The organism is Pseudomonadota bacterium (genome assembly GCA_041395565.1).
GTDB lineage: Bacteria > Pseudomonadota > Gammaproteobacteria > UBA9214 > UBA9214 > UBA9214.
Window position 1 is genome coordinate 293,716 of the sequence record JAWLAI010000003.1, and the last position, 22,710, is coordinate 316,425.

19 protein-coding genes are annotated in these 22,710 nt (G+C 64.6%); 15 read left to right on the top strand and 4 right to left on the bottom strand.

The features are described 5' to 3' along the window. Positions 1 to 23 precede the first annotated feature (23 nt). The 14 genes from R3F42_04660 (at position 24) to R3F42_04725 (ending at position 16,146) form a co-directional block, all read left to right on the top strand. Positions 24 to 1,115, top strand: a complete 1,092-nt coding sequence (locus tag R3F42_04660) for a hydrogenase small subunit (GenBank protein MEZ5541316.1) — start codon at positions 24 to 26, stop codon at positions 1,113 to 1,115. 2 nt (positions 1,116 to 1,117) lie between these two features. Next, positions 1,118 to 1,777, top strand: a complete 660-nt coding sequence (locus R3F42_04665) for a hypothetical protein (GenBank protein ID MEZ5541317.1) — start codon at positions 1,118 to 1,120, stop codon at positions 1,775 to 1,777. Further along, positions 1,774 to 3,033, top strand: a complete 1,260-nt coding sequence (locus R3F42_04670; GenBank protein MEZ5541318.1) for a (Fe-S)-binding protein — start codon at positions 1,774 to 1,776, stop codon at positions 3,031 to 3,033. The genes R3F42_04665 and R3F42_04670 overlap by 4 nt, the downstream gene beginning before the upstream one ends. Positions 3,034 to 3,049: 16 nt before the next feature. Continuing rightward, positions 3,050 to 3,502: a hypothetical protein gene (locus R3F42_04675; GenBank protein ID MEZ5541319.1), complete on the top strand. Its 453-nt coding sequence runs from the start codon at positions 3,050 to 3,052 to the stop codon at positions 3,500 to 3,502. Between the two features lie 15 nt (positions 3,503 to 3,517). Next, positions 3,518 to 5,239: a nickel-dependent hydrogenase large subunit gene (locus R3F42_04680; GenBank protein ID MEZ5541320.1), complete on the top strand. Its 1,722-nt coding sequence runs from the start codon at positions 3,518 to 3,520 to the stop codon at positions 5,237 to 5,239. 84 nt (positions 5,240 to 5,323) lie between these two features. Beyond that, complete coding sequence (locus R3F42_04685) at positions 5,324 to 5,857, top strand: HupE/UreJ family protein (GenBank protein MEZ5541321.1); 534 nt, start codon at positions 5,324 to 5,326, stop codon at positions 5,855 to 5,857. 246 nt (positions 5,858 to 6,103) lie between these two features. Then, a complete protein-coding gene (locus R3F42_04690) occupies positions 6,104 to 7,270 on the top strand; it encodes a porin (protein ID MEZ5541322.1) in 1,167 nt (388 codons plus the stop codon). A gap of 294 nt (positions 7,271 to 7,564) precedes the next feature. Continuing rightward, positions 7,565 to 8,830, top strand: a complete 1,266-nt coding sequence (locus R3F42_04695) for a nitrate- and nitrite sensing domain-containing protein (protein ID MEZ5541323.1) — start codon at positions 7,565 to 7,567, stop codon at positions 8,828 to 8,830. A 288-nt stretch (positions 8,831 to 9,118) separates the two neighbouring features. Beyond that, the gene (locus R3F42_04700) at positions 9,119 to 9,964 is read left to right on the top strand and encodes a formate/nitrite transporter family protein (protein ID MEZ5541324.1); all 846 of its coding nucleotides are present in this window, start codon (positions 9,119 to 9,121) and stop codon (positions 9,962 to 9,964) included. Between the two features lie 55 nt (positions 9,965 to 10,019). Beyond that, complete coding sequence (locus tag R3F42_04705) at positions 10,020 to 11,756, top strand: bifunctional protein-serine/threonine kinase/phosphatase (GenBank protein MEZ5541325.1); 1,737 nt, start codon at positions 10,020 to 10,022, stop codon at positions 11,754 to 11,756. A 63-nt stretch (positions 11,757 to 11,819) separates the two neighbouring features. Next, positions 11,820 to 12,263, top strand: a complete 444-nt coding sequence (gene cynS / locus R3F42_04710) for a cyanase (GenBank protein ID MEZ5541326.1) — start codon at positions 11,820 to 11,822, stop codon at positions 12,261 to 12,263. Positions 12,264 to 12,339: 76 nt separating this feature from the next. Further along, positions 12,340 to 14,793, top strand: a complete 2,454-nt coding sequence (gene nirB, locus R3F42_04715) for a nitrite reductase large subunit NirB (GenBank protein MEZ5541327.1) — start codon at positions 12,340 to 12,342, stop codon at positions 14,791 to 14,793. 16 nt (positions 14,794 to 14,809) lie between these two features. Continuing rightward, on the top strand, positions 14,810 to 15,169 hold the full coding sequence (nirD, locus tag R3F42_04720; GenBank protein MEZ5541328.1) for a nitrite reductase small subunit NirD: 360 nt from the start codon (positions 14,810 to 14,812) through the stop codon (positions 15,167 to 15,169). 587 nt (positions 15,170 to 15,756) lie between these two features. Next, positions 15,757 to 16,146: a hypothetical protein gene (locus R3F42_04725; GenBank protein MEZ5541329.1), complete on the top strand. Its 390-nt coding sequence runs from the start codon at positions 15,757 to 15,759 to the stop codon at positions 16,144 to 16,146. A gap of 199 nt (positions 16,147 to 16,345) precedes the next feature. Here R3F42_04725 and R3F42_04730 read toward each other — a convergent pair whose 3' ends face one another. Then, positions 16,346 to 17,473: an FAD-dependent oxidoreductase gene (locus R3F42_04730; protein MEZ5541330.1), complete on the bottom strand. Its 1,128-nt coding sequence runs from the start codon at positions 17,471 to 17,473 to the stop codon at positions 16,346 to 16,348. Positions 17,474 to 17,662: 189 nt separating this feature from the next. Here R3F42_04730 and R3F42_04735 point away from each other — a divergent pair, with 189 nt between their 5' ends. Then, positions 17,663 to 19,075, top strand: coding sequence for a dihydrolipoyl dehydrogenase (locus R3F42_04735; protein ID MEZ5541331.1), 1,413 nt, complete (start codon positions 17,663 to 17,665; stop codon positions 19,073 to 19,075). A 40-nt stretch (positions 19,076 to 19,115) separates the two neighbouring features. Here R3F42_04735 and pstB read toward each other — a convergent pair whose 3' ends face one another. Genes pstB through pstC form a run of 3 tightly spaced genes read right to left on the bottom strand, consistent with a single transcriptional unit; the run spans position 19,116 to position 22,695 of the window. Next, complete coding sequence (pstB, locus tag R3F42_04740) at positions 19,116 to 19,988, bottom strand: phosphate ABC transporter ATP-binding protein PstB (GenBank protein ID MEZ5541332.1); 873 nt, start codon at positions 19,986 to 19,988, stop codon at positions 19,116 to 19,118. 33 nt (positions 19,989 to 20,021) lie between these two features. Beyond that, entirely contained in the window at positions 20,022 to 21,323 is a 1,302-nt protein-coding gene (gene pstA, locus R3F42_04745) for a phosphate ABC transporter permease PstA (protein MEZ5541333.1), read from the bottom strand. Continuing rightward, complete coding sequence (pstC, locus tag R3F42_04750; protein ID MEZ5541334.1) at positions 21,316 to 22,695, bottom strand: phosphate ABC transporter permease subunit PstC; 1,380 nt, start codon at positions 22,693 to 22,695, stop codon at positions 21,316 to 21,318. The genes pstA and pstC overlap by 8 nt, the downstream gene beginning before the upstream one ends. Positions 22,696 to 22,710: the final 15 nt, after the last annotated feature.

The following is a 22,710-nucleotide window of genomic DNA, read 5'->3' on the forward strand; positions in this document are numbered from 1 at the left end:
CCGCAAGCTAACAGGAGCACACCATGTCGAAAGACCAAACCATAGGCGAGGCGCTGCGGGCCCGGGGCATTTCCCGGCGCGGTTTCCTGAAATTCTGCGCGGCTACGGCCTCGCTGATGGCACTGCCGCCGAGCATGGTGCCGCGTATCGCCGCGGCGCTGGAGCAGGCGCGCCGGCCGTCGGTCATCTGGCTGTCGTTCCAGGAATGCACCGGCTGTACCGAATCGCTGACCCGCTCGCATGCACCGACGGTGGAGGGGCTGATCTTCGACACCATCTCGCTCGATTACCACCATACCCTGCAGGCGGCCGCAGGTTCCGCGGCCGAGGCGGCGCGCGAGGCCGCCATGAAGGAAAACGCGGGCAACTACATCCTGATCGTGGACGGTTCCATTCCCACCAAGGATCCCGCCTTCTCCACCATCGCCGGCGTCAGCAACCTCGACATGCTGGAAGAGGTCGCCGCGGGGGCGGCGGCGGTCGTGGCGATTGGCAGCTGTGCCTCCTTCGGCGGCATCCCCTATGCCCACCCGAATCCGACCGGGGCGGTACCCGTGTCCGCAATCGTCAAGGACAAGCCCATCATCAACGTGCCGGGCTGTCCGCCCATCCCGGTGGTGATCACCGGTGTACTGGCGCAGTTCCTGACCTTCGGCACGCTGCCCGAGCTCGACGAGCTGGGCCGGCCGCTCTCGTTCTACGGCCAGAGCATCCACGACCGCTGCTACCGCCGGCCCTTCTACGACAAGGGGCTGTTTGCCGAGACCTTCGACGACGAGGGCGCGAAGAAGGGCTGGTGCCTGTACAAGCTGGGGTGCAAGGGTCCGACCACCTACAACGCCTGCGCCACCGCCAAGTGGAATGAGGGCACCAGCTTCCCGATCGAGTCCGGCCATCCCTGCCTGGGCTGTTCGCAGCCCGATTTCTGGGACGGCGGCGGGTTCTACAAGGCCATCTCGACGCCGACCGGCGATATCTCGCGCACCGCCGTCTACGCGGTCGGCGCCGGTGCCGCGGTCGGCGTGGCGCTGGGCGGACTCAACCGCAGCAAGAAGCGGCGCATGGAGCAGGAACACCGGAAGGTCGGCATCGAAGACCTGACGAAGGGTGAGTGACCATGTCCGAAGCCGAACTCCTGATCTGGATCCGCGGACCGGCCCTGCAGATCGCCACGGTGATCTTCCTGCTGGGGGTGATGGTGCGCATCCTGGAAATCCTCGTGCTCGGGCGCAAACCCAACCTGGCCGAACCGCGCGGCTCGGCGCTGGCGGGCGGGTTGCGCACCGTGCTGAGCCGCTCGGTACCGGATCGCGGCACGCTGCAACGCTCCACCTTCAACGTGGTGGTCGGCTACGTCTTCCACATCGGCATCTTCCTGGTGCTGTTTTTCTTTGCCCCGCATATCCTGGTATTCCATGAGGCCCTTGGCCTGAGCTGGCCGTCACTGCCCACGCAGATCGTCGACGCGACGACGGTCGTGACGGTCATCGCGCTGCTGGCCGTGCTGCTCCACCGCCTGATGCACCCGGTGATGCGCTACCTGTCGCGCTTCCAGGATTACCTGGTCTGGCTGGTGACGACGCTGCCGGTGGCGACCGGCTACCTGGCCTTCCATCGCATCGGCATGGAGCCGCAGCACCTGATCACCCTCCACATCGCCAGTGTCGAGGTGCTGATGGTGCTGTTTCCGTTCACCAAGCTGATGCATGCCTTCACGCTGTTCATCGCACGCTACTACAACGGCGCCATGGCCGGGTACAAGGGGGTCAACTCATGACGGCGAGTCTGGAACGCGGTATCCACGCCTTCCGCGAGCAGATCGACGCCCCGGTGGCGGCGTTCTTCAGCAGCTGCGTCCGCTGCGGCCTGTGCGCCGAGGCCTGCCTGTTCTACGGCGAAACCGGGGAACCGAAATACACGCCGATTCACAAGCTGGAGCCACTGCGTCGGGTCTGGCAGCAGGAATACACCTTCTGGGGGCGGTTGGCGAAGGCGGTGGGACTGAGCAAGCCGGTGACCGATGCGGATCTCACCGAGTGGGAGACCCTGGTCTACGACAGCTGCACCCTGTGCGGGCGCTGCTCCATGGTATGTCCGGTCGGCAACGACATCGCCTACATGATCCGGCGCATGCGCGAGGGCATGGCGGCGGCCGGGCATGCGCCGGAGGGCCTGATCGGCGCCACCACGCGGGCCGTGACCATCGGCAGCCCGATGGGCGTCAAGCTGCCGGCGTTGCAGGCACAGATCGCACATACCGAGCAGGAGACCGGGTTGCAGATCCCGGTCGACGTAGCCGGTGCAGACTACATGCTGCTGTTGTCATCGATGGAGATCATGAACTTTCCGGAATTCATCGGGGCGATCGCCAAGATCTTCCACCAGGCCAAGGTGAGCTGGACCCTCTCGTCGGAGGCGTTCGAGGCCACCAACAGCGGAATCCAGATCGGCGTCTCGGAAATCGCGGCCCAGCTGGTGCAGCGTATCGTCGATGCCGCGGAGAAGCTCAAGGTCAAGCACGTCATCAGTCCGGAATGCGGCCACGCCTACATGGCGATCCGCTGGGAAGGTCCGAACCTGATCGGCAAACCCTACAGCTTCAAGGTGGTGCACGTGCTGGAGCTGCTCGACGACCTGCGCAGGCAGGGTCGCCTCAAGACCGTCGGCAAGGAGAGCCAGCGCCTGACCTTCCACGACCCCTGCCAGATCGCGCGGCGCGGCGGTGTGATCGAGCAGCCGCGCAACCTGCTCGAGATGGTGGCAGAAAACTTCGTGGAAATGCCGGAGACGGGCAGCATGAACTGGTGCTGCGGCGCCGGCGGCGGCGTCAGCGCCAACGAGCGCGCCGACGCGCTGCGCCTGGCGGCGTTCGGACGCAAGAAGAAGCAGCTCGAAGCGGTGCGTCCAGATGCGCTGGTGTCGGCCTGCTCCAATTGCCGCATCCAGCTTGAGGACGGCCTGGAGGAGAACAACATGGACATCCCGGTGCTCAGCCTGACGGAAACCATCGCCGAGCACCTGGCGGAAGACTGATGCGACAGGTGCAAGCATGACGACGATAAGCAACGACAGGGAATTCAGGGCGGCGCTGGACAGGCTCGATGCGACGCGGCAGCGCGTGCTGGCGGCGCGCTTCGTGGAGCACGTCCTGCCGCTGTGTACGGACGAGCGCATCGGGCGCGCGCTGGCGGTGGCCGCCGATGCCTCCGCTTCGGCCGCGGCGCTGGCCGAGGCGCTCAGGGCGGTCAAGGCGGCCACCATCGATTGTCATGCCCGCTGCGGTTCCGAAGGCGACTGGGAGGCGCAGGCCGGCTATTTCGTGGCGCGGGCGGCTGCGGCCGCGCTCACGCCCCACGGCCAGCTGCCGGCGGGTACCGCCTGGCAGGCGGCGATGAGTGCGCGGATGGCGCGGACCTCGAAAGCGATCGTTACCGGCGAAACCGGCAGCGAACCGGAGAGCGCGCAGCAGTACGCCATCCTTTCCGCCTACATGAATACATAACCAGAGACTACGACTATGAGCGAGCGAGTTGTTGTTGATCCGATTACCCGCATCGAGGGCCACCTGCGCATCGAGGCGCAAATGGACGGCGATCGCATTGCCCAGGCCTATTCGGCCGGTACCATGGTGCGCGGCATCGAAATCATCCTGCAGGGGCGCGACCCGCGCGATGCGTGGGCCTTCGCACAGCGCATCTGCGGCGTGTGCACACTGGTACACGGGCTGGCCTCGATTCGCGCCGTCGAGAACGCGTTGAACTATTCCATCCCGCCGAATGCGCAGCTGATCCGCAACCTGATGAACGGCGCGCAGTACGTTCACGACCACGTCATGCACTTCTATCACCTGCATGCGCTGGACTGGGTGGACGTGGTGTCCGCGCTCAATGCCGATCCGAAGGCGACCTCGGAGCTGGCGCAGTCGCTCAGCGATTATCCCAAGTCCTCGCCCGGCTACTTCGCCGACATGAAGAAGAAGCTGAAGGATTTCGTCGAGGCCGGTCAGCTCGGCATCTTCGCCCAGGGCTACTGGGGCCACCCTGCCTACAAACTGCCGCCGGAGGCGAACCTGATGGCGGTGGCGCACTACCTGGAAGCGCTGGCCTGGCAGCGCGACGTGGCCAAGCTGCATACCATTTTCGGTGGCAAGAATCCGCACCCGAACTTCCTGGTCGGCGGCGTCGCCTGCCCGATCGATCTCAATTCCGATTCCGCGATCAATGCCAAAAAGCTGGCGCAGGTGCAGGACATCATCAACCAGATGAACAGCTTCGTCGCGCAGGTCTACATTCCCGACCTGCTCGCGATCGCCGGTTTCTACAAGGATTGGGGCGCGCGCGGCGAAGGCCTGGGCAACTTCCTGACCTACGGTGATTTCCCGGAAAAGGGCATGGACGACCCCGCCAGTTTCCTGATCCCGGGCGGCGCGATCCTGAACCGCGACATCACGACCGTGCACGAGGTCGACATGAATGCCGCGGAGGAGATCCAGGAATACGTGGCGCATTCGTATTACGACTACAGCCAGGGCAAGGAATCGGCGCTGCATCCCTACGACGGCGAGACCAGCCTGAATTATTCCGGGCCGAAGCCGCCCTACGACCAGCTCGACGTGGAGCATTCCTATTCCTGGCTCAAGTCGCCGCGCTGGAAGGGGCATGCCATGGAGGTCGGTCCCCTGGCGCGCGTCCTGATGCTGTATGCCAAGGGCCATGACCAGACCCGCGAACTGGTCAATATGACGCTGAACCGGCTGGACGTTCCGGTCACTGCGCTGTTTTCCACGCTCGGCCGGACCGCGGCGCGCGGCCTGGAGACCAAGGTCATCGGCGACATGATGCAGACCTGGTACAACAACCTGATCGCCAACATCAAGGCGGGCGACACCAAGACCTTCAACGAACAACTGTGGGATCCCTCCACCTGGCCGCGGCAGGCGCGCGGTGTCGGTTTCATGGAGGCGCCGCGCGGCGGGCTCGCGCACTGGATCGTGATCGAGGACGAGATCATCAAGAATTACCAGGCGGTGGTGCCCAGCACCTGGAACGCGGGGCCGCGTGACGCGAGCGGGCAGCCGGGCGCCTACGAGGCGGCGTTGCAGGACAATCACACCCTGCACGATCCGACCCAGCCGGTAGAGATCCTGCGCACCATTCACAGTTTCGATCCCTGCATCGCCTGTGCGGTGCACGTGACCGATCCGAATGGCGAGGAGTTGATCAAGGTCAAAGTACGCTAGTTCTGTGCTGTACCCGGCCGGGGGAAGGGCGTTATCATTCCCCTGCCGCCCGGCAGCCTGTACCCAGAGAAACCGGAGTCTGCGATGCATCAGAAAGTCATTGTTTCCGTGGTTGTGACCCTCGTCTCCCTGCTGTTCTCGCCGTTCGCGGCGGCGCATACCGGTGTCCACGTCAGCGACGGGCTGGTGGACGGCTTCATGCATCCGGTCAGCGGCATCGATCACCTGCTGGTCGCCATCACGGCCGGTTTCTGGGCGGCGCGCGCGGGCAGCCACGGCATCCGCGACATGTCCTTCTTCCTGATACTGTTCGCCACCGGGCTGCTGCTGGGCGCGGCGAGCCAGGCCTGGCCGCAGTTGGAGGTCGCCACGCCGCTGCTGTTCCTGCTGATCGTGACCGTCATTGCGGTGGCGATCGCCTGTCCCCACTGCTTCCTGCACGCCATCTTCGGCAGCTTCGCGCTCTGGCACGGCATGGTGCACATGCTGGAGATGCCGGCGCAGTCGGCGCAGGCCGGCTTTGCCATCGGCCTGCTGCTCTCCACCAGCGTGCTGTTGACGCTGGGCCTGATCGTGCGCGGGGTGATCGTCACGCGCCGGCCGCACGGCCACGCCTGATTCCCGTTCTCGAGCGGTAACATCATGGCCGGGCTACGGCCATGCGTACTTCACGTGTAATACACAAGTCATACGCCTGTAACGGCGCTGTCACAATCGCCGCCTAGGATGGCGCGCACGTTGGGGCGTGCGCGTCGGTTCGCACGTTCCTCTTTTCGCCTGCCGTGCAATGGCTGCGTAATCCACTTCCGGGTTGCGCCACACGGTGCGTGCTACCGTTTCCCAACCGCAACAGGAGTGACCGTCATGAGCAAAAGACAAACCGCGCTGCTGCCGCTGGCACTGGCCTTATCCGCCACCGGCATGACATCGCACGCATCCGGCATCACCGTCTACAAGGGCGACAACGGGGAGTACGTAAAGATGGGTGGCCGCATCCAGCTGCAGTACCACTCGGTCGATCCGGACGGCGGGCAGAAAACCGACAAGGTGTTTTTCCGCCGCCTGCGTCCCTTTATCGAGGGCAGCCTGCACAAGGACTGGAAGGCCAAGTTCCAGTTCGATCTGGGCGATGCCGAGGACGAGAACGAGGTAGCCATCAAGGATGCCTACTTCGAGTACAAGGGCTTCGAAAACATGGAGGTCACGGTCGGCAACGCCTACTTCCCGTTCTCGCGCGAGGATATGACCTCGTCCAAGCACCAGCAGCTGGTGGAACGCACCTTTGTCGGTGACCACAACTACGGTTCGCCCGAGCGCAACGCCGGCATCCACCTGACCGGTCACAGCGGCGGCAAGATGATCGGCTGGGGCGCCTCCTTCGCCTCGGCCTCGATCGACCCGGATGCCACGAAGATCGACTTCGATACCCCGGTCAACACCAACAGCGATTTCAATGAAGGCTGGATCTACGGTGGCCGCCTCGACTACTACCCGCTGGGCTACTTCGAGATGAAGCAGGGTGATTTCGACAACAGCGAACTCAAGGTGGCCGTCGGTGTGGCCGCCTTCGGCTGGAACAACGACGACGACAACAACACCTATACCACCGGTGGCGTTTCGACCAGCGCCACCAAGGCCGATCTCGATACCGTCACCGGCTACGAGATCAGCGGCGCCGTCCGTGTCGCCGGGTTTTCGGTGGATGCCGAGTACAACAAGTTTACCGCCGATACGGTTGATCCGGCCTTTACCGGCGGCGTGTTCGTCAACGGTACCACCGACCTGGATAACTGGTCGGTCGAGGGGGGGTACATGGTCATCCCGGCAAAGCTGGAGCTGGTTGCCGGTTACCAGTCACAGGATGCGGACGGCTATGCCGACAAATGGAACCGTACCTCCATCGGCGCCAACTGGTTCTTCCACAAGGATGACGCCAAGGTCCAGCTGACCTACCAGATGGGTGAGAATCTTAACGGCGTCACGGGCGCCGACGCGAACGAGATCTTCCTGCAGGGCCAGTTCGTATTCTAGTTGTCAACCCGCTGCCGCAGACCGCTGCGGCAGCGGGTCATGCTCGCCACCATCCCGTGCCTGCAGGGACACGGAGCATACCCGGATGCAGCGCGGCATGGCTGCATAGATCAGGCGCAGCGGCAGCCCGCAAACCCCGGGCGTGCCGCCATCTGCCCCGCGCTTGTCGCGGTCATACACGGCAGAACTTGACGGCCCGCTATGGCCCCTGGCGGCAGGACGGCGGCGCGGCTGGCCCGGTTGTTGCAAGGATAGCGTCAGGATCAACCGGATTGCAGCCGTATTCCCGCGCCCATGGTGTTATCGGTACCCAATATCGTACTGCTGGCCAAACAGCACGAAATCGACGCGCTGGAGCGCCTGGCCTCGAATGCGCGGCTGGTCGGCGTCATCGGGCACATGATCCATACGCTGCAGAGCGAGCGAGGCGCCACGAGCATCTTCCTGGCCTCGGCGGGCAATCGCTTTGCCTCCGAGCGTCTGGCGCTCGTAGAGGAATCAGAGGCCGTCGAACGCGAGCTGCGCACCGTCTTCGCAGCGCAGCTGGAGCAGACCGCCGGCGCCGGTGCCAGGCTGCTCTACCTGATGGCCTGGGTGTTGCTCGGGCTGGATGCCCTGCCCGAGCTCCGGCAACGCGCGGCGGCACGGCAGCTGCCGGCGGATGCCTCGGTGGCCGCCTACAGCCGCCTGATCGCAGGCCTCATCTCCCTGATCTTCGAGGTGGCGGATACCGCCATCGATCCCGAGATCTCGGTGCTGCTGGTGGCGCTCTTCAACCTGGTACAGGGCAAGGAGCTGGCAGGCCAGGAACGCGCCGTCGGCGCGCTGTCCTTCGCCTCCGGCATCTGTGACGGGGCGCACCAGCAGAGAATCCTGCACCTCATCGACGCCCAGGAGCGGAATTTCCAGGTTTTCTGCGAGTTTGCCGGCGACACGGTGGTGGCGCAGTGGCACGAGCAGCAGCACGCCCCGTATGTCGCCCAGCTGGAACGGCTGCGCCGGATCCTCTGCAGCACGCGCCCCGGGGCGGCGCTCGACGCCAATCTCAGCAACGCCTGGTTCGAGTGCTGCAGCGAGCGTCTGGCCGGAGCCTGGACGTTGCAACGCGCACTCGTGGACCGGCTGCAGGCACGCTGCGCGACACTCATCGCTGGGGCGCAGCGCGAACTGGAGGACTCCGAGGGCATGCTCAAGGAACTACGCGCGAACCCGCCGGCCCGCGCCGGGCTGGTCGAGCGCTTCTTCGATTCGCAGGTGCCGGTCGAGCAGGCGCTGAGTTTCATGCCCAGCGACAACGGCGTGGATCATCACGGTCAGTCACTCATCGACGTGCTCCAGGCACAGTCCCGGCGTCTGGCCAGCATGGAGGACGAGCTGGCCACGGCGCGGCGCGCACTCAACGAGCGCAAGACCATCGAGCGCGCCAAGGGTATCCTGATGGCGCGTTTCAATCTCACCGAGGACGCCGCCTACAAGAAGCTGCGTACCGCATCCATGCAGCAGAACCGGCGCCTCGTGGAGGTCGCCGAGGCGGCCCTGGCGCTCGTCGCGTTCACCTGAAACTGCACCAGGCCGGTTCGCGCCGCCGCTGTCGCGCACCATTGCAGGGCGCGACTCCCGACCCGCCCCGTTGCGGCAATGCGTAAGCAGAGGCCCGGCAGGCATTTTCCATCCTGGCATGGATCCTGCAAATTCACTCTTGTCAGGCCAACGGCGGCCCGGCGCAAGCGCGGTGTGTATGCGCCGCACTGGTGAATGGATAAAGGCGTCCATCTCCGTGTCCTCGGTTTGGGGTGCGGACATGGACGCCTGTTTTTTTTGCGCAGTCTCGAACCGAGGGGAATGATCATGGCCTATTTGCTGCCTTCTGAATTTGCCACCAAGATGGTGGATGCGGGTGAATCCAAAATCTACATGTCGACGCGCGATACGTTGATCCGGGCCTACATGGCCGGGGCGATCCTCGCGCTGGCGGCCGTCTTCGCTATCACCATCACCGTGCAGACCGGCTCGCCGCTGATCGGGGCGATCCTGTTCCCGGTCGGCTTCTCCATGCTCTACCTCATGGGATTTGACCTGCTGACCGGCGTGTTCGTGCTCACCCCGCTGGCCCTGCTGGACCGGCGCCCCGGCGTGACCGTCAGCGGCGTGTTGCGGAACTGGGGACTGGTTTTCGTGGGCAACTTCGCGGGGGCGCTCACGGTCGCCGTGATGATGGCGTTCGTGTTCACCTACGGGTTCTCCACGGATCCGGGGCCGGTCGGTACCAAGATCGCCGGTATCGGCGAGGCGCGCACCCTCGGTTATGCGAAGTACGGCCTGGCCGGCTGGCTCACCATCTTCCTGCGCGGCATGCTCTGCAACTGGATGGTGTCCATGGGCGTGGTCGGCGCCATGATCTCCACCACGGTCAGCGGCAAGGTCATCGCCATGTGGATGCCGATCATGCTGTTCTTCTTCATGACCTTCGAGCACTCGGTGGTGAACATGTTCCTGTTCCCGTCCGCGATGATCATGGGCGGTGATTTCTCGATCGCGCAGTATTTCATCTGGAACGAGATACCCACGGCGCTGGGCAACCTGGTCGGCGGCCTCGCCTTCACCGGGCTGACGCTGTACAGCACCCATGTCAGGACTGCGCCGAAGCGCGAACTCGCGCAGGTGCGTACCGCGCCGGAGCGTCACGCCGCCTGAGCGGTGCCTGAGGGTGGGCGCCGGCCCCTCTAGGGCCGGCGCCCGGCCGGTGACCATGTCCAGCACACTGACAGTCAGCGTAGGCCAGTATTCCGACCGCGGTCGCAAGGCGGTGAACCAGGATTATCATGGCATCCACATCCCGCCGGAACCGCTGCTGGGAACCAAAGGGATCGCCGTGGCGCTGGCCGACGGCATCAGCAGCAGCGAGGTCAGCCAGATCGCCAGCCAGACGGCCGTGAACGGCTTCCTGGCAGACTACTTCTGCACCTCCGAGGCCTGGTCGGTGAAGCAGTCCGCGCAACGTGTGCTGCGCGCGACCAATTCCTGGCTACATGCCCAGACCCGGCAGAGCCGTTACCGCTATGACCGGGACAAGGGTTACGTCTGTACCTTCAGTGCGCTGATCCTCAAGTCCGCCACGGCATACCTGTTCCACGTCGGCGATACCCGCATCTACCGCCTGCGCGGTGCAGCCCTGGAACAACTCACCGAAGACCATCGTTACTGGGTGTCCCGCGAGACCAGCTACCTGGGCCGCGCCCTGGGTATCAATGAACACCTGGATATCGATCACCGGGTCCTGGTGCTGGAGCCGGGTGACATCTTCGTACTGATGTCCGACGGTGTGTACGAACACGTGACCGGCAACGAGGTCGTCGAGGCCGTCGCCGGGCATGGACAGGATCTGGACGCGGCCGCACAGACCATCGTCGCGGCCGCTCTCGCACAGGGCAGTGCGGACAACCTGACCTTGCAGTTGCTGCGCATCGACACCCTGCCGGAACCGGCGGCCGGCGAGATTTGCCGGCAGCTGACCGCATTGCCGTTGCCGCCGCAACTGGATGCGCGGATGGCATTCGACGGTTACCGGATCGTGCGTCAGCTCCATGCCAGCAGTCGCAGTCATGCCTTTCTTGCTGTGGACGATGCCAGCGGTGAACAGGTCGTCATCAAGATCCCGTCCATCGACCAGCGCGGGGACCCGGCCTACCTGGAGCGCTTTCTCATGGAGGAATGGATCGCCCGGCGCATCAGCAATGCCCACGTGCTCAAGCCCTGTGCCCTGACCCGCAAACGCAACTATCAGTATATCGCCATGGAGTATATCGAGGGCCAGACCCTGGCGCAGTGGCTGCGCGACAATCCGCAGCCGGCGCTGGAGACGGTCCGCGACATCGTCGTGCAGATCGCGCGGGGTCTGCAGGCCTTTCATCGCCTGGAGATGCTGCACCAGGACCTGCGGCCGGAAAACATCATGATCGACACCACTGGTACGGTGAAGATCATCGACTTCGGTTCCACCCGGGTGGCGGGCCTGGCGGAAATGGATGCAACGGACGGTGCGGCGCCCATCCTGGGCACCGAGCAGTATTCGGCGCCCGAATATTTCCTCGGCGAGAACGGCACCACGCGTTCCGACATCTTCTCCCTCGGCGTGATCGCCTACCAGATGCTCACCGGCAGCCTGCCCTACGGCACGCGCGTGCCGCGCTGCCGCACCCGGGCCGCGCAGCGCAAGCTCGTGTATGCGAGCGCGCGCAGTGCCCGGCGTCCGCTGCCCGTCTGGGTCGACGAGACCATCCGCAAGGCGGTGCATCCCGATCCCTGGCGGCGCTACGGGGAACTGTCCGAGTTCGTGCACGACCTGCAGCAGCCGAACCCGGCCTTCCTGCGCAAGTCGCGGCCGCCCCTGATCGAGCGGGACCCGGTGCTGTTCTGGAAAACACTGACCCTGTGTCTGGCGGTGGCGCTCGTCGTGGCGCTGTGCCGGCATCCGGCGGCGGCATGAGTGCGATGACCGCCGCGAACCGTGGTTTTGTCGTAACACGTTCCACCGTGCAAGGAGGTAGTCATGAACCGTGAAGATGTTACCCGACTCGTCCTCGATGGCAAACGCCGCAAGCGGCTGTCGTGGACGCAACTGGCCGCCGCCATCGGTCAGAGCAAGGAATGGTCGACTGCGGCACTGCTGGGCCAGATGACGCTGACACCGGAACAGGCCGGTAAGGTCGGCGCGTTGCTGGAGCTGCCCACGGAGGCAATCGAGCTGTTGCAGGAGGTGCCTTACAAGGGCTCACTGCCGACCGCGGTACCCACGGATCCGCTCATCTATCGCTTCTACGAGCTGGTGAATGTCTACGGCGCCACCATCAAGGCGCTCATCCACGAGGAGTTCGGCGACGGCATCATGAGCGCGATCGACTTTTCCATGGATATCACGCGCGAACCGGATCCCAAGGGGGACCGGGTGCACATCGTGATGAGCGGGAAGTTTCTGCCGTACAAGATGTATTGAGACATGCAGCGGCGCTACGCGTCCGTGGCTGCTGGTGAGACGTATCCATCCGAATGACGCAAGCAAGGGTTTAGTTATGGCACGCATGAAACTGGTTCTGGTGGGCAACGGCATGGCAGGTATCCGCACGCTGGAGGAACTGCTGAAATCCGCTCCCGACATGTACGACATCACGGTGTTCGGCGACGAACCGCATCCCAATTACAACCGCATCATGCTCTCGCCGCTGCTGGCCGGGGAGCAGACGCTGGAACAGATCGTGCTGAACGACCGCGACTGGTACGCGGCGCACGGAATCACGCTGCACAGCGGCAGGCGGGTGGTGCAGATCGACCGCAGGCGCCGTTGCGTCCAGGCCGACGATGGCAGCCGGGCGGAGTACGACCGGCTGCTGCTGGCCACCGGTTCCAGGCCCTTCGTACTGCCCGTGCCCGGCACCGACCTGGATGGCGTGGTCGGGTTCCGCGACATCGCCGACGTCGATCGCATGATCGAGGCCGCGTCCCGGTTCAGCTGCGCGGTGGTCATCGGCGGCGGCCTGCTGGGCCTGGAAGCGGCGAACGGCCTCAAGGCGCGCGGCATGGAGGTCACCGTCGTGCACCTCGCGCCCTGGCTGCTGGAGCGCCAGCTGGACAAGCCGGCGGCGAACCTGCTGCAGCAGAGCCTGGAGGCGAAAGGGCTGCGCTTCCTGCTGGAGCAGCAGACGCAGGAACTCGTGCGCGGCGAATCGGGTCGGGTGTGCGCCGTGAAATTCACGGATGGATCCGCGGTGCCGGCCGATCTCGTGGTGATGGCGGTGGGTATACGCCCCAACACGGCGCTGGCGGAGGCGGCCGGGCTGCACTGCCAGCGGGGTATCGTGGTCAACGACACTATGCAGACCTACGATCCGGCCATCTACGCCGTGGGGGAATGCGTCAACCACCGCGGTATCGCCTACGGCCTGGTGGCGCCGCTGTTCGAGCAGGCGAAGGTCTGCGCCAACCACCTGGCCGAGCACGGCGTGGCACGCTATCAGGGCTCGATGACCTCGACCAAGCTGAAGGTTACCGGCATCGACCTGTTCTCGGCCGGTAATTTCACCGGCGGCGAGGACTGCGAAGAGATCGTGTTCCAGGACCCCGGGCGTGGCGCCTACAAGAAGCTGGTGCTCAGGGACAACCGGGTGGCGGGCGCCTGTCTGTACGGCGACACCCTGGACGGGGCCTGGTATTTCGAACTGATGCGCGACGGAACCGATGTTTCAGACTACCGAGACAGACTGCTGTTCGGCCGGCATCACATCGGTGATTCCGGCGCCGGGGGCGGTGACGAACAGACCCGTCTGATGACACTGCCCGATACGGCGGAGATCTGCGGCTGCAACGGCGTGTGCAAGGGCGACATCGTCAAGGCGATCCGGGACAAGAAGCTGTTCACCCTGGACGAGGTGCGTGCCCACACCAAGGCCTCCGCCTCCTGCGGCTCCTGCACCGGTCTGGTGGAGACGCTGCTGACCGCCACCGCAGGCGGCGACTATTCCACGGCGCCATCGCGGAAGCCCCTGTGCGCCTGCACCGAACACACGCACGACGAGGTGCGCGCCGCGATCGTCGCGCAGGGGCTGAAAACCATGCCGGATACCATGCGCTTCCTGGAGTGGAAGACGCCCGACGGCTGCAACAAGTGCCGCCCGGCACTGAACTATTACCTGCTCTGCGCCTGGCCCACGGAATACGCCGACGACGCCCAGTCCCGTTACATCAACGAGCGCGCGCATGGCAACATCCAGAAGGACGGCACGTTTTCCGTCGTACCGCGCATGTTCGGCGGCTTGTGTACCCCGAGCGACCTGCGCGCGATCGCCGACGTGGCCGACAAGTTCAGCGTGCCGGAGATGAAGGTCACCGGCGGCCAGCGTATCGACCTGTTCGGGGTGAGAAAGGAAGACCTGCCCGCGCTGTGGGCCGACCTGTCCGCCGCCGGTTTCGTCTCCGGCCATGCCTACGGCAAGGCCCTGCGTACGGTGAAGACCTGCGTGGGCAGCCAGTGGTGCCGTTTCGGCACCCAGGATTCCACCGGGCTGGGCGTGCAGCTGGAACAGCTGACCTGGGGTTCGTGGATGCCGCACAAGTTCAAGCTCGCGGTCTCGGGCTGTCCGCGCAACTGCGCCGAGGCGACCATCAAGGATTTCGGCGTGGTGTGCGTGGATTCCGGCTACGAACTGCACGTCGGCGGCAACGGCGGTATCAAGGTGCGGGTCACCGACCTGCTGTGCAAGGTGGAGACCGAGGCGCAGGTGCTGGAATACTGTGCCGCATTCACGCAGCTCTACCGCGAGGAGGCCCACTACCTGGAGCGCACCGCCCCGTGGGTGGAGCGGGTGGGGCTGGCCCACATCAAGCAGCGGGTGGTGGAGGATGCCGCCAGCCGTGAGGCCCTGGCGGAACGCTTCCGGGTCTCGCAGCAGCCTGCCCAGATCGACCCCTGGAAGGCGCGCGCGGAAGGCGCGCAGCAGCATGAATACACACCCCTGGCCAGACTGGCCTGAACCGGAGAACATCGCAATGAGCACGCTGTCGCTGAATCTGAAGGACGCATGGATCGAGATCGGGCGGGTGGACGAGATTCCCCGCCAGGGTGCGCGCGTCATTGCCACGGCCGACGGTCCGATCGCCGTCTTCCGAACCCTGGATGACGAGGTCTTCGCGCTGCGTGACCGCTGTCCGCACAAGGGCGGTCCGCTGTCGCAGGGGATCGTTTCCGGCAGACAGGTCGCCTGTCCGCTGCACGACTGGAAGATTGCCCTGGACACGGGGCTGGCCGCTGCACCCGACGAGGGTTGCGCCGCCCGGTTTCCGGTGCGGGTGCAGGACGGGCGCGTGAGCCTGTTGCTCGAGCCGGAGACCGGCTGCCCGAATCAGTAGCGCCAGTCTCGTTGCTCCGGGACGGCGCGCACCCAGGGAGTTGCGCCTTGACGGCGCGGCTGCGGTGTTGCATGGCCTCCGTGCATCGCGTATAGCGCTTGTGCCATCCGGAGCGTTGCGCGGTGCGACTCTCACGCTGGAGCAGCCGAGCCGCCTGACGGCGACTTGCCGCATGACCAGGAAGCACCCGCCAAGCCTGGGATTTGCATATTGCCACCGGGCACGCGTCATATGTGCGCGATATGCATGATATTCCGGCTGAAATCTAAAAGGTGCTGCCAAGCGCTGCAGACGGTGGGGCGATCTGGACTGCATCATGGTAAATGAACCCGGTCCCGGACCCCGGGTCCGCACCGGCAATATGTTCCGGCCCGGACGCCTGCCTGCTGCAGATGCCGGCGCCGGCCGTTGACATCAAATCTGTTCCTCGCACAATAGTATTAGAGCTTATCTCATCATCCCGTGCGGCCGTGGCGCATTCGGTTCCTGGTGCGCGCGGGGTTGCGGGATAGAGGCTGCGCATCACAGCTATGGAAGACGCGATGAGTACTTGCCAAATCAGGTCGTGCACCCCGGGTCGTATCCGGATGAAGTGCCCATGGCTACGCCTGAATGTGTCACCCACTGTCACTGAAGAACGACTGCATGAACATCGTGTTCGTATCATCCTACGCACCCTGGGCGATGAATTTGAGCTCGGTGTCAAACACGTTGAAATAAATCCGACGAACGGCAGTATCACGGTGCGATACGACATCGATGCACCGCAAGGAAACGAGCAAGCCGTGATTGAGCGACTCACCGGGGCATTCGCCCGGGCCGAAAGTCTGCTGCAAGCGCCGCGGCGGAACAAGCCGCGCAAGCCATCAAAGCTCCTCGACGAGGAGGAAAGTCACATTACGCTAAGTGTCAAGAATGTCGCGTCCCTTGGCATACTTGCGCTTGCCGTAGAGGCCGTGCTCAAGCTCTTCAAGTAACGCGGTGCCCGGGTATGACCGGGAAGACTGCGGGTACTCATCAGTGCTGCACTGTCGCCGGCGAACCTCCAGCTCTGGTACTGATTGCCGGTTGCGGTCGGTGTGTCCGGCATCAGGCCGAACCGAAATTGATTCCGACCAGGTGCATGCGGCTGGCCGGATGCGAGCGTCTGCGTGTTAGCACAACCCCGTGCACTCGCTAGCGGTAGCGACGCAGGTACCACCACTCGAACAGCCGCTTGGTCCAGTGCAGCAGGCGTGTCGACGGCAACAGCAGCGTACGGCTGCCGCTGCGGGTCACGAGGGTGCCCGCGTCCAGGGAGTCGATGATACAGGCGAGTTCCACCTTGAAACCCGCGGTCGCGGTCCCGCCGTTGAGTTCGCTCACCAGGTTCCTGGCCGCGGCGACGGCCTGCAGGTCGGCCATGTGCGCCTGCTTGGGCTGCCAGTCCGGGCCGGGGAAGCTGCCGGCGTCGCCGGCCACGTAGACCCGCTCCCAGCCCGGCACGCGGCAATGGGCATCCGCAGCGAGCAGGCCACCCGCGGATCTGGGCAGGGGCGTGTTGTCCAGCCACGGGCTGCCGCTCATCCCGGGCATGAACACGATCAGGTCGGCGGCGAACTCGCCGCCCTCGGTGATGACGCGTCCAGCCTCGAAGCCCTTGAGCTTGTGGCCCAGGTGGGTCTCTATGGCGCAGCCTTGCATGCGCCGCAGCAGGGCATCCACCGCCTTTTCGCCGAGGCGCTGGCCGGGCCGTTCGGATGGCGCGAAGAAGACGAGCCGGAAGCGGTCGCGCCGGCCCTGCCGCCGGAGCAGGGTGTCGGTGCCGAACAGGAATTCGAAGATCGGGCCGCCGCGCATGGCGGACGGTTCCTGCGGATTGCCGCCGAAGCCGAAGGCGAGCGTGCCGCCATCCAGCTCGGCGAGGCGGTCGCGGATGCGCTCGGCATCGGCGCGGCCGCGGCAGGGAATGGCGGCGTGCTCGATGCCGGGCAGCTTGGTGAGATAGCGCCCGCCGGTGGCGATGATCAGGCCGTCGTTTCCCACCGCGCCGGTCTCGGTCTCGACCACCCGGCCGCCGTCACGGATGCCGACCGCTGCGCCGTGGTGGAACGTTACGCGCATGCGGCGGAAAAAGTTGTCCAGGCCGATCTCGAGATCATCCCCGCTGCGGATGCCGGCCGGGATCCAGATGAGGCTGGGATAGTAGAAAAATTCGGCCCGCTTGCCGATGACGGTGAGCTCCGCCGCGGGCATGAGCCGGCGCAGCGTGCGCACGGCGGTCAATCCGCCGAAGCCGGTTCCCACCACGGTGATGCGTTTCATGCCTGTCCTCTTGCCGGTTGCATTGAGCGCAGTGTTCCGGTGACACGGCAGGCTGTCAAGCACACCGTAGCTGCGTCGCTAGGTCCGCGCGGCTGGATACGCCGAGTGCTTGTGTTTATCCTTGCCGCTCCGGGGCGGCGATGCGGCCGCCGGGTGCAGACACTGGCCGTGTCCAGGCGAGAGGTCGAGATGACAGAACGCAAGGTCGACGTTGCGATCATCGGTTCCGGCAGCGCCGGATTGTATGCGCTGGGGAAGGTACGTTCCTCCGGCAAGTCATTCGTGCTCATCAATGGCGGTGCGCTGGGCACGACCTGCGCGCGGGTGGGCTGCATGCCCTCGAAGGCCGTGATCCAGGTGGCCGAGGACTACTACCGGCGCAACGTATTCAACCGCTACGGGATCGAAGGTCACGAGGACATGCGCCTGGCCATCCCGGAGGCGATGGAGTATGTGCAGGACCTGCGCGACATTTTCGTCGAGCGCGTGCTGTCCGGGAGTACCGACAAACTGCCCGCGGAGAATTTCATCCAGGGCTATGCCCGTTTCCTCGCGCCGGATCTGCTGGAAATCGACACGGGCGAACGCGTCCGGGCGCGGCGTATCATCATCGCCACCGGTTCGCGCCCGCTCGTGCCGGCAGCGTGGGAACCCTTCCGCGACCGGATCATCACGACCGATGAATTCTTCGACCTGGAGGATCTGCCGCAGTCGGTCGCCGTGATCGGGCTCGGCGTGATCGGGCTCGAGATCGGCCAGTCGCTCGCGCGCATGGGGCTCACGGTCACGGGCATCGACCAGCTGGACACGATCGGCGGCCTGAGTGACCCGGAGACCGCCAACGCCGCCATCGACGCCATCGGCAAGGAACTGCCGCTGTGGTTGGGACGGCCGGCGGAAGTCACCGCAACGGACAGCGGACAGTTGCGGGTGCAGGCTGGCGCGCGGGCCATCGAGGTGGAGCGGGTATTCGCCAGCATGGGGCGCATTCCCAATCTAGGCAAACTCGGGCTGGCGGATATCGGCGTTGCGCTGGACGAACGCGGCGTCCCGGTGTTCGACCCGGCGACCATGCGCATCGGCGATACCCCCATCTTCATCGCCGGCGATGTCACCGGCGAGCGGCCGCTGCTGCACGAGGCCGGCGACGAGGGCCGCATCGCCGGTCACAACGCGATCGCCGCCGAGCCGGCGGCCTTTCGGCGCAAGACGCCGCTCAGTATCACCTTCTGCGATCCCAATCTCGTCGTGGTCGGCACCCGCTACGTCGACCTCGATCCGGAGACCGCGGCTATTGGGCAGGTCGGCTTGGCACCGGTCGGACGTGCGCTGATCATGGCCAAGAATCGCGGCGTGATCCGGGTTTATGCCGACCGGGCCAGCGGCCGCCTGCTGGGGGCCGAGATGGCCTGTGCAAAGGGCGAGAACCTGGGACACCTGCTGGCATGGTGTATCCAGCAAGGTATGACGGTCGGTGAGACGTTGCAGATGCCGTTCTACCACCCGGTCATGGAAGAGGCCCTGCAGGCCGCCCTCTATGACCTTTACGCCAAGGTCGATGCCAAGAATGCATCGCCGATCCCCGAGTTGGTGCCGCTGTAGCGCGCCCGCGGCAGGCCGGCATGCGCCGGGAGTCCTGCGCTCAGCCGAAACGACCGGTGATGTAACCCTCGGTCAGGCGGTGCACGGGATTGGTGAAGATCTGGTTGGTGTCGCCGACCTCGATCAGTTCCCCCAGATGGAAATAGGCGGTGCGCCGTGATACGCGCGCGGCTTGCTGCATGGAGTGGGTCACGATCACGATGGAGTAGTGTTCGCTCAGCTCGTCCATCAGTTCCTCGATCCGTGCCGTGGCGATCGGATCGAGCGCGGAGCAGGGTTCGTCCATGAGGATGACCTCGGGCTTGACGGCGATGGTGCGAGCGATACAGAGGCGCTGCTGCTGGCCCCCGGACAGGCCGGTGCCTGGATGGTGCAGCTGGTCCTTGACCTCGCCCCACAGTCCCGCCTTGCGCAGGCTCGTCTCCACGACCTCGTCCAGATCGATCTTGCTGTCGACCAGGCCGTGGATGCGCGGCCCGTAGGCGACGTTCTCGTAGATCGACTTGGGAAAGGGATTCGGGCGCTGGAATACCATGCCGACGCGCGCACGCAGGGTGACCACATCGGTCGACTTGCTGTAGATGTCCTCGCTGTCCAGCGTGATGTTGCCGGCTACGCGGCAGCTTTCGACCACGTCGTTCATGCGGTTGAGGCAGCGCAGGAAGGTGGACTTGCCGCAGCCCGACGGACCGATCATGGCGATGACCTCGTTCTTGCCGATATCGATCGACACATTGCGGATCGCATGTTTCTCGCCGTAGTAAACGTCGACGTTGCGGCACACGAAGCGCGGGTCTGCAACCGTGATGTCACCCACGGTCTCATGCGCCTGGTCCTCTTCGCGGTCCCTGATCTGGTCCAGATTGGTAAGGTCGATGGCAGGCCGGGTGCCTGTGAAAGAGTCCTGTTCCATGATGGTTTCGGTCATGATTTATCTCCTGCCAGACTACCACTTTTTCTCATAGCGTTTACGTAAAATCACGGCGGCGGCATTCATGACCACCAGAAAGGCCAATAGCACCATGATGGCAGCCGCGGTCCGCTCCATGAATGCGCGTTCCGGGCTGTCCGCCCACAGGTAGATCTGCACCGGCAGCACCGTCGACGGGTCGAATATGCCGCCCGGGACATCCACGATAAAGGCGACCATACCGATCATCAGCAGCGGTGCGGTTTCCCCCAGCGCCTGCGCCATGCCGATGATCGTACCGGTCAGCATGCCCGGCATGGCCATGGGAACCACATGGTGGAAGACCGTCTGTACCTTCGAGGCACCGACGCCGAGCGCGGCCTCGCGGATCGACGGCGGTACGGCCTTGAGCACTGCGCGGCTCGATATGATGATGGTCGGCAGGGTCATGAGCGTCAGCACCATGCCGCCCGCCACGGGTGCCGAGCGCGGCACACCGAAGAAGTTGATGAACACGGCCAGGCCGAGCAGACCGAACACGATCGACGGCACCGCGGCAAGGTTGTTGACGTTGACCTCGATCAGGTCGGTCCAGCGGTTCTTCGGGGCGAATTCCTCGAGATAGATCGCTGCACCGACACCGATCGGAAAGGAAAGCAGCAACGTGACCAGCAGGGTGAGGAAGCTGCCCGTCAGGGCGCCGCGGATACCGGCCAGCTCGGGCTCGCGCGAATCGCCGGCGGTGAAGAAGGTAGTGTTGAAATGCGTCTCCAGGCGGCCCTGTTTGCGCAGGGTTTCTACCCAGCCTGTCTGTTGCGGGCTGAGGCGGCCACCCGCGCTTTCATCGGCATCGTAATTGCTCTTTATGTACATGTCCACGTCGTCGTCCGCGGGCAGCCAGAAATCCACGGTGCCCCCGATCTGTTCCGGCGCCGCCATGATCCGGTCGCGCAATACGTAGACGGCACCGGGACTGATGATGTGGTAGAGGTCGCGTCGCTCGCGTCGTTCGGTGACCTCAGGGAAATCGGTATACAGCGCCTGCTTGATCAGGCCGGCATAGTCGACGGCATAGAAGCCCTCGACATCTGCCACCGAGGCCGGAAATTCCACGCTGCCCAGATCGATCGCCAGCCTGATCTGCGTCTGTTGGAAGGCGCCCCAGCCCTTGCCGAAGATGCCGGCGAACAGCAGCAGCATGAAGGCCAGCGCCAGCAGAATGGAGGTCAGACCATACAGTCTGAAGCGCCTTTCCGCCGCATAGCGCCGCTTCAGATTACGTTGCATCTTGGCAACGGTGCTTGCCGCATCCATTTCGGAATTACTCTGCTTATTCATACTGTTCACGATAGCGCCGCACCACGTGCAGCGCGATGATGTTGAGGACCAGGGTCACCACGAACAGCACCAGACCCAGTGCAAACGCTGCCAGGGTCTTGGGACTGTCGAATTCCTGGTCTCCGACCAGCAGGGTCACGATCTGTACGGTCACGGTCGTGACGGCTTCGAGCGGGTTGGCGGTGAGGTTGGCAGCCAGGCCGGCCGCCATGACCACGATCATGGTTTCGCCGATCGCGCGCGAAACCGCCAGCAGCACGCCGCCGACGATGCCGGGCAGTGCCGCCGGGATTATCACCTTGCGGATGGTCTCCGACTTGGTCGCGCCCAGGCCATAGGAACCCTCGCGCATCGCATTGGGTACGGCGGTAATAACGTCATCGGAGATCGATGACACGAACGGTACGATCATGATGCCCATGACCAGGCCGGCGGCGAGCGCGCTTTCCGAGGCGACGGTCAACCCCAGCGCGTGGCCGAAACCGCGCAGCATCGGCGCCACGAACAGGGCGGCGAAAAAGCCGTATACCACAGTGGGTATGCCGGCCAGGATTTCCAGCACCGGCTTGAGCACGGCGCGGGCGCGCTGATCCGCATATTCGGCGAGGTAGATCGACGACATCAGGCCGATGGGGAAGGCCACCAGCATGGCGATGGTGGATATGAGCAAGGTGCCGGTAAAGAGCGGGATGGCGCCGAAGGCACCGGAGGAGCCGACCTGGTCGCTGCGGATCGCCGTCTGCGGGCTCCATTCCAGGCCGAACAGGAAATCGGTGATCGGTACGGCGTGGAAGAAGCGCAGCGATTCGAACAGCACTGACAGCACGATGCCGATGGTGGTGAATATGGCAAGCAGGGAGCAGCCGATCAGTCCATAGACGATGGCGCGCTCTACGCGATGCTGGGCTGGATAATCGAGACGGATGTGTTTCCAAGCCCAGCCCATGCCGGCGACGGTCAGGGCCAGGGTCAGGATCCAGAGCAGCAGATTAGAGTTCTTGAGTAATTCGGTGTAGCGTTCAGCCAGTGTTCCGACCAGGGCCGAACCGGTGCCGCTGCCGACACCCTGGAGGCTATTCTTGACATCGTTGAGCAGCAGTTCAAGTTCTGCTGCAGGCCGACCCTGCATGTCTGCCGGCAGTTCCGCCAGCACCATGCTGTCGATCACGGGCTGTGCCAGCATCGACCAGCACAGTAGCAGGGCCAGGGCCGGTACGGCGGTGAGGATCAGGCTGTAGAAACCGTAATGGCCGGGCAGCGAACGTAGCTTGCGTATGGCTCCGCCACTGACGCTGTAGGCGCGGTGACGACCCAGCAGGTAGGCCCCGCAGGCCAGCAGGCAGACCAGGATCAGTAATCTATTTGCATCCACGTTCTTGTATACCCA

Excerpts from the sequence above, each read along its gene's own strand:
- R3F42_04665 (MEZ5541317.1), top strand. The coding sequence starts at position 1,118 with ATGTCCGAAGCCGAACTCCTGATCTGGATCCGCGGACCGGCCCTGCAG.
- R3F42_04730 (MEZ5541330.1), bottom strand. The coding sequence starts at position 17,473 with ATGAAACGCATCACCGTGGTGGGAACCGGCTTCGGCGGATTGACCGCC.
- pstA (MEZ5541333.1), bottom strand. The coding sequence starts at position 21,323 with ATGAATAAGCAGAGTAATTCCGAAATGGATGCGGCAAGCACCGTTGCC.
- R3F42_04685 (MEZ5541321.1), top strand. The coding sequence starts at position 5,324 with ATGCATCAGAAAGTCATTGTTTCCGTGGTTGTGACCCTCGTCTCCCTG.
- R3F42_04725 (MEZ5541329.1), top strand. The coding sequence starts at position 15,757 with ATGAAGTGCCCATGGCTACGCCTGAATGTGTCACCCACTGTCACTGAA.
- pstB (MEZ5541332.1), bottom strand. The coding sequence starts at position 19,988 with ATGGAACAGGACTCTTTCACAGGCACCCGGCCTGCCATCGACCTTACC.
- R3F42_04700 (MEZ5541324.1), top strand. The coding sequence starts at position 9,119 with ATGGCCTATTTGCTGCCTTCTGAATTTGCCACCAAGATGGTGGATGCG.
- R3F42_04670 (MEZ5541318.1), top strand. The coding sequence starts at position 1,774 with ATGACGGCGAGTCTGGAACGCGGTATCCACGCCTTCCGCGAGCAGATC.
- R3F42_04690 (MEZ5541322.1), top strand. The coding sequence starts at position 6,104 with ATGAGCAAAAGACAAACCGCGCTGCTGCCGCTGGCACTGGCCTTATCC.
- cynS (MEZ5541326.1), top strand. The coding sequence starts at position 11,820 with ATGAACCGTGAAGATGTTACCCGACTCGTCCTCGATGGCAAACGCCGC.
- R3F42_04695 (MEZ5541323.1), top strand. The coding sequence starts at position 7,565 with ATGGTGTTATCGGTACCCAATATCGTACTGCTGGCCAAACAGCACGAA.
- nirB (MEZ5541327.1), top strand. The coding sequence starts at position 12,340 with ATGGCACGCATGAAACTGGTTCTGGTGGGCAACGGCATGGCAGGTATC.
- R3F42_04735 (MEZ5541331.1), top strand. The coding sequence starts at position 17,663 with ATGACAGAACGCAAGGTCGACGTTGCGATCATCGGTTCCGGCAGCGCC.
- nirD (MEZ5541328.1), top strand. The coding sequence starts at position 14,810 with ATGAGCACGCTGTCGCTGAATCTGAAGGACGCATGGATCGAGATCGGG.
- R3F42_04675 (MEZ5541319.1), top strand. The coding sequence starts at position 3,050 with ATGACGACGATAAGCAACGACAGGGAATTCAGGGCGGCGCTGGACAGG.
- R3F42_04660 (MEZ5541316.1), top strand. The coding sequence starts at position 24 with ATGTCGAAAGACCAAACCATAGGCGAGGCGCTGCGGGCCCGGGGCATT.
- R3F42_04705 (MEZ5541325.1), top strand. The coding sequence starts at position 10,020 with ATGTCCAGCACACTGACAGTCAGCGTAGGCCAGTATTCCGACCGCGGT.
- R3F42_04680 (MEZ5541320.1), top strand. The coding sequence starts at position 3,518 with ATGAGCGAGCGAGTTGTTGTTGATCCGATTACCCGCATCGAGGGCCAC.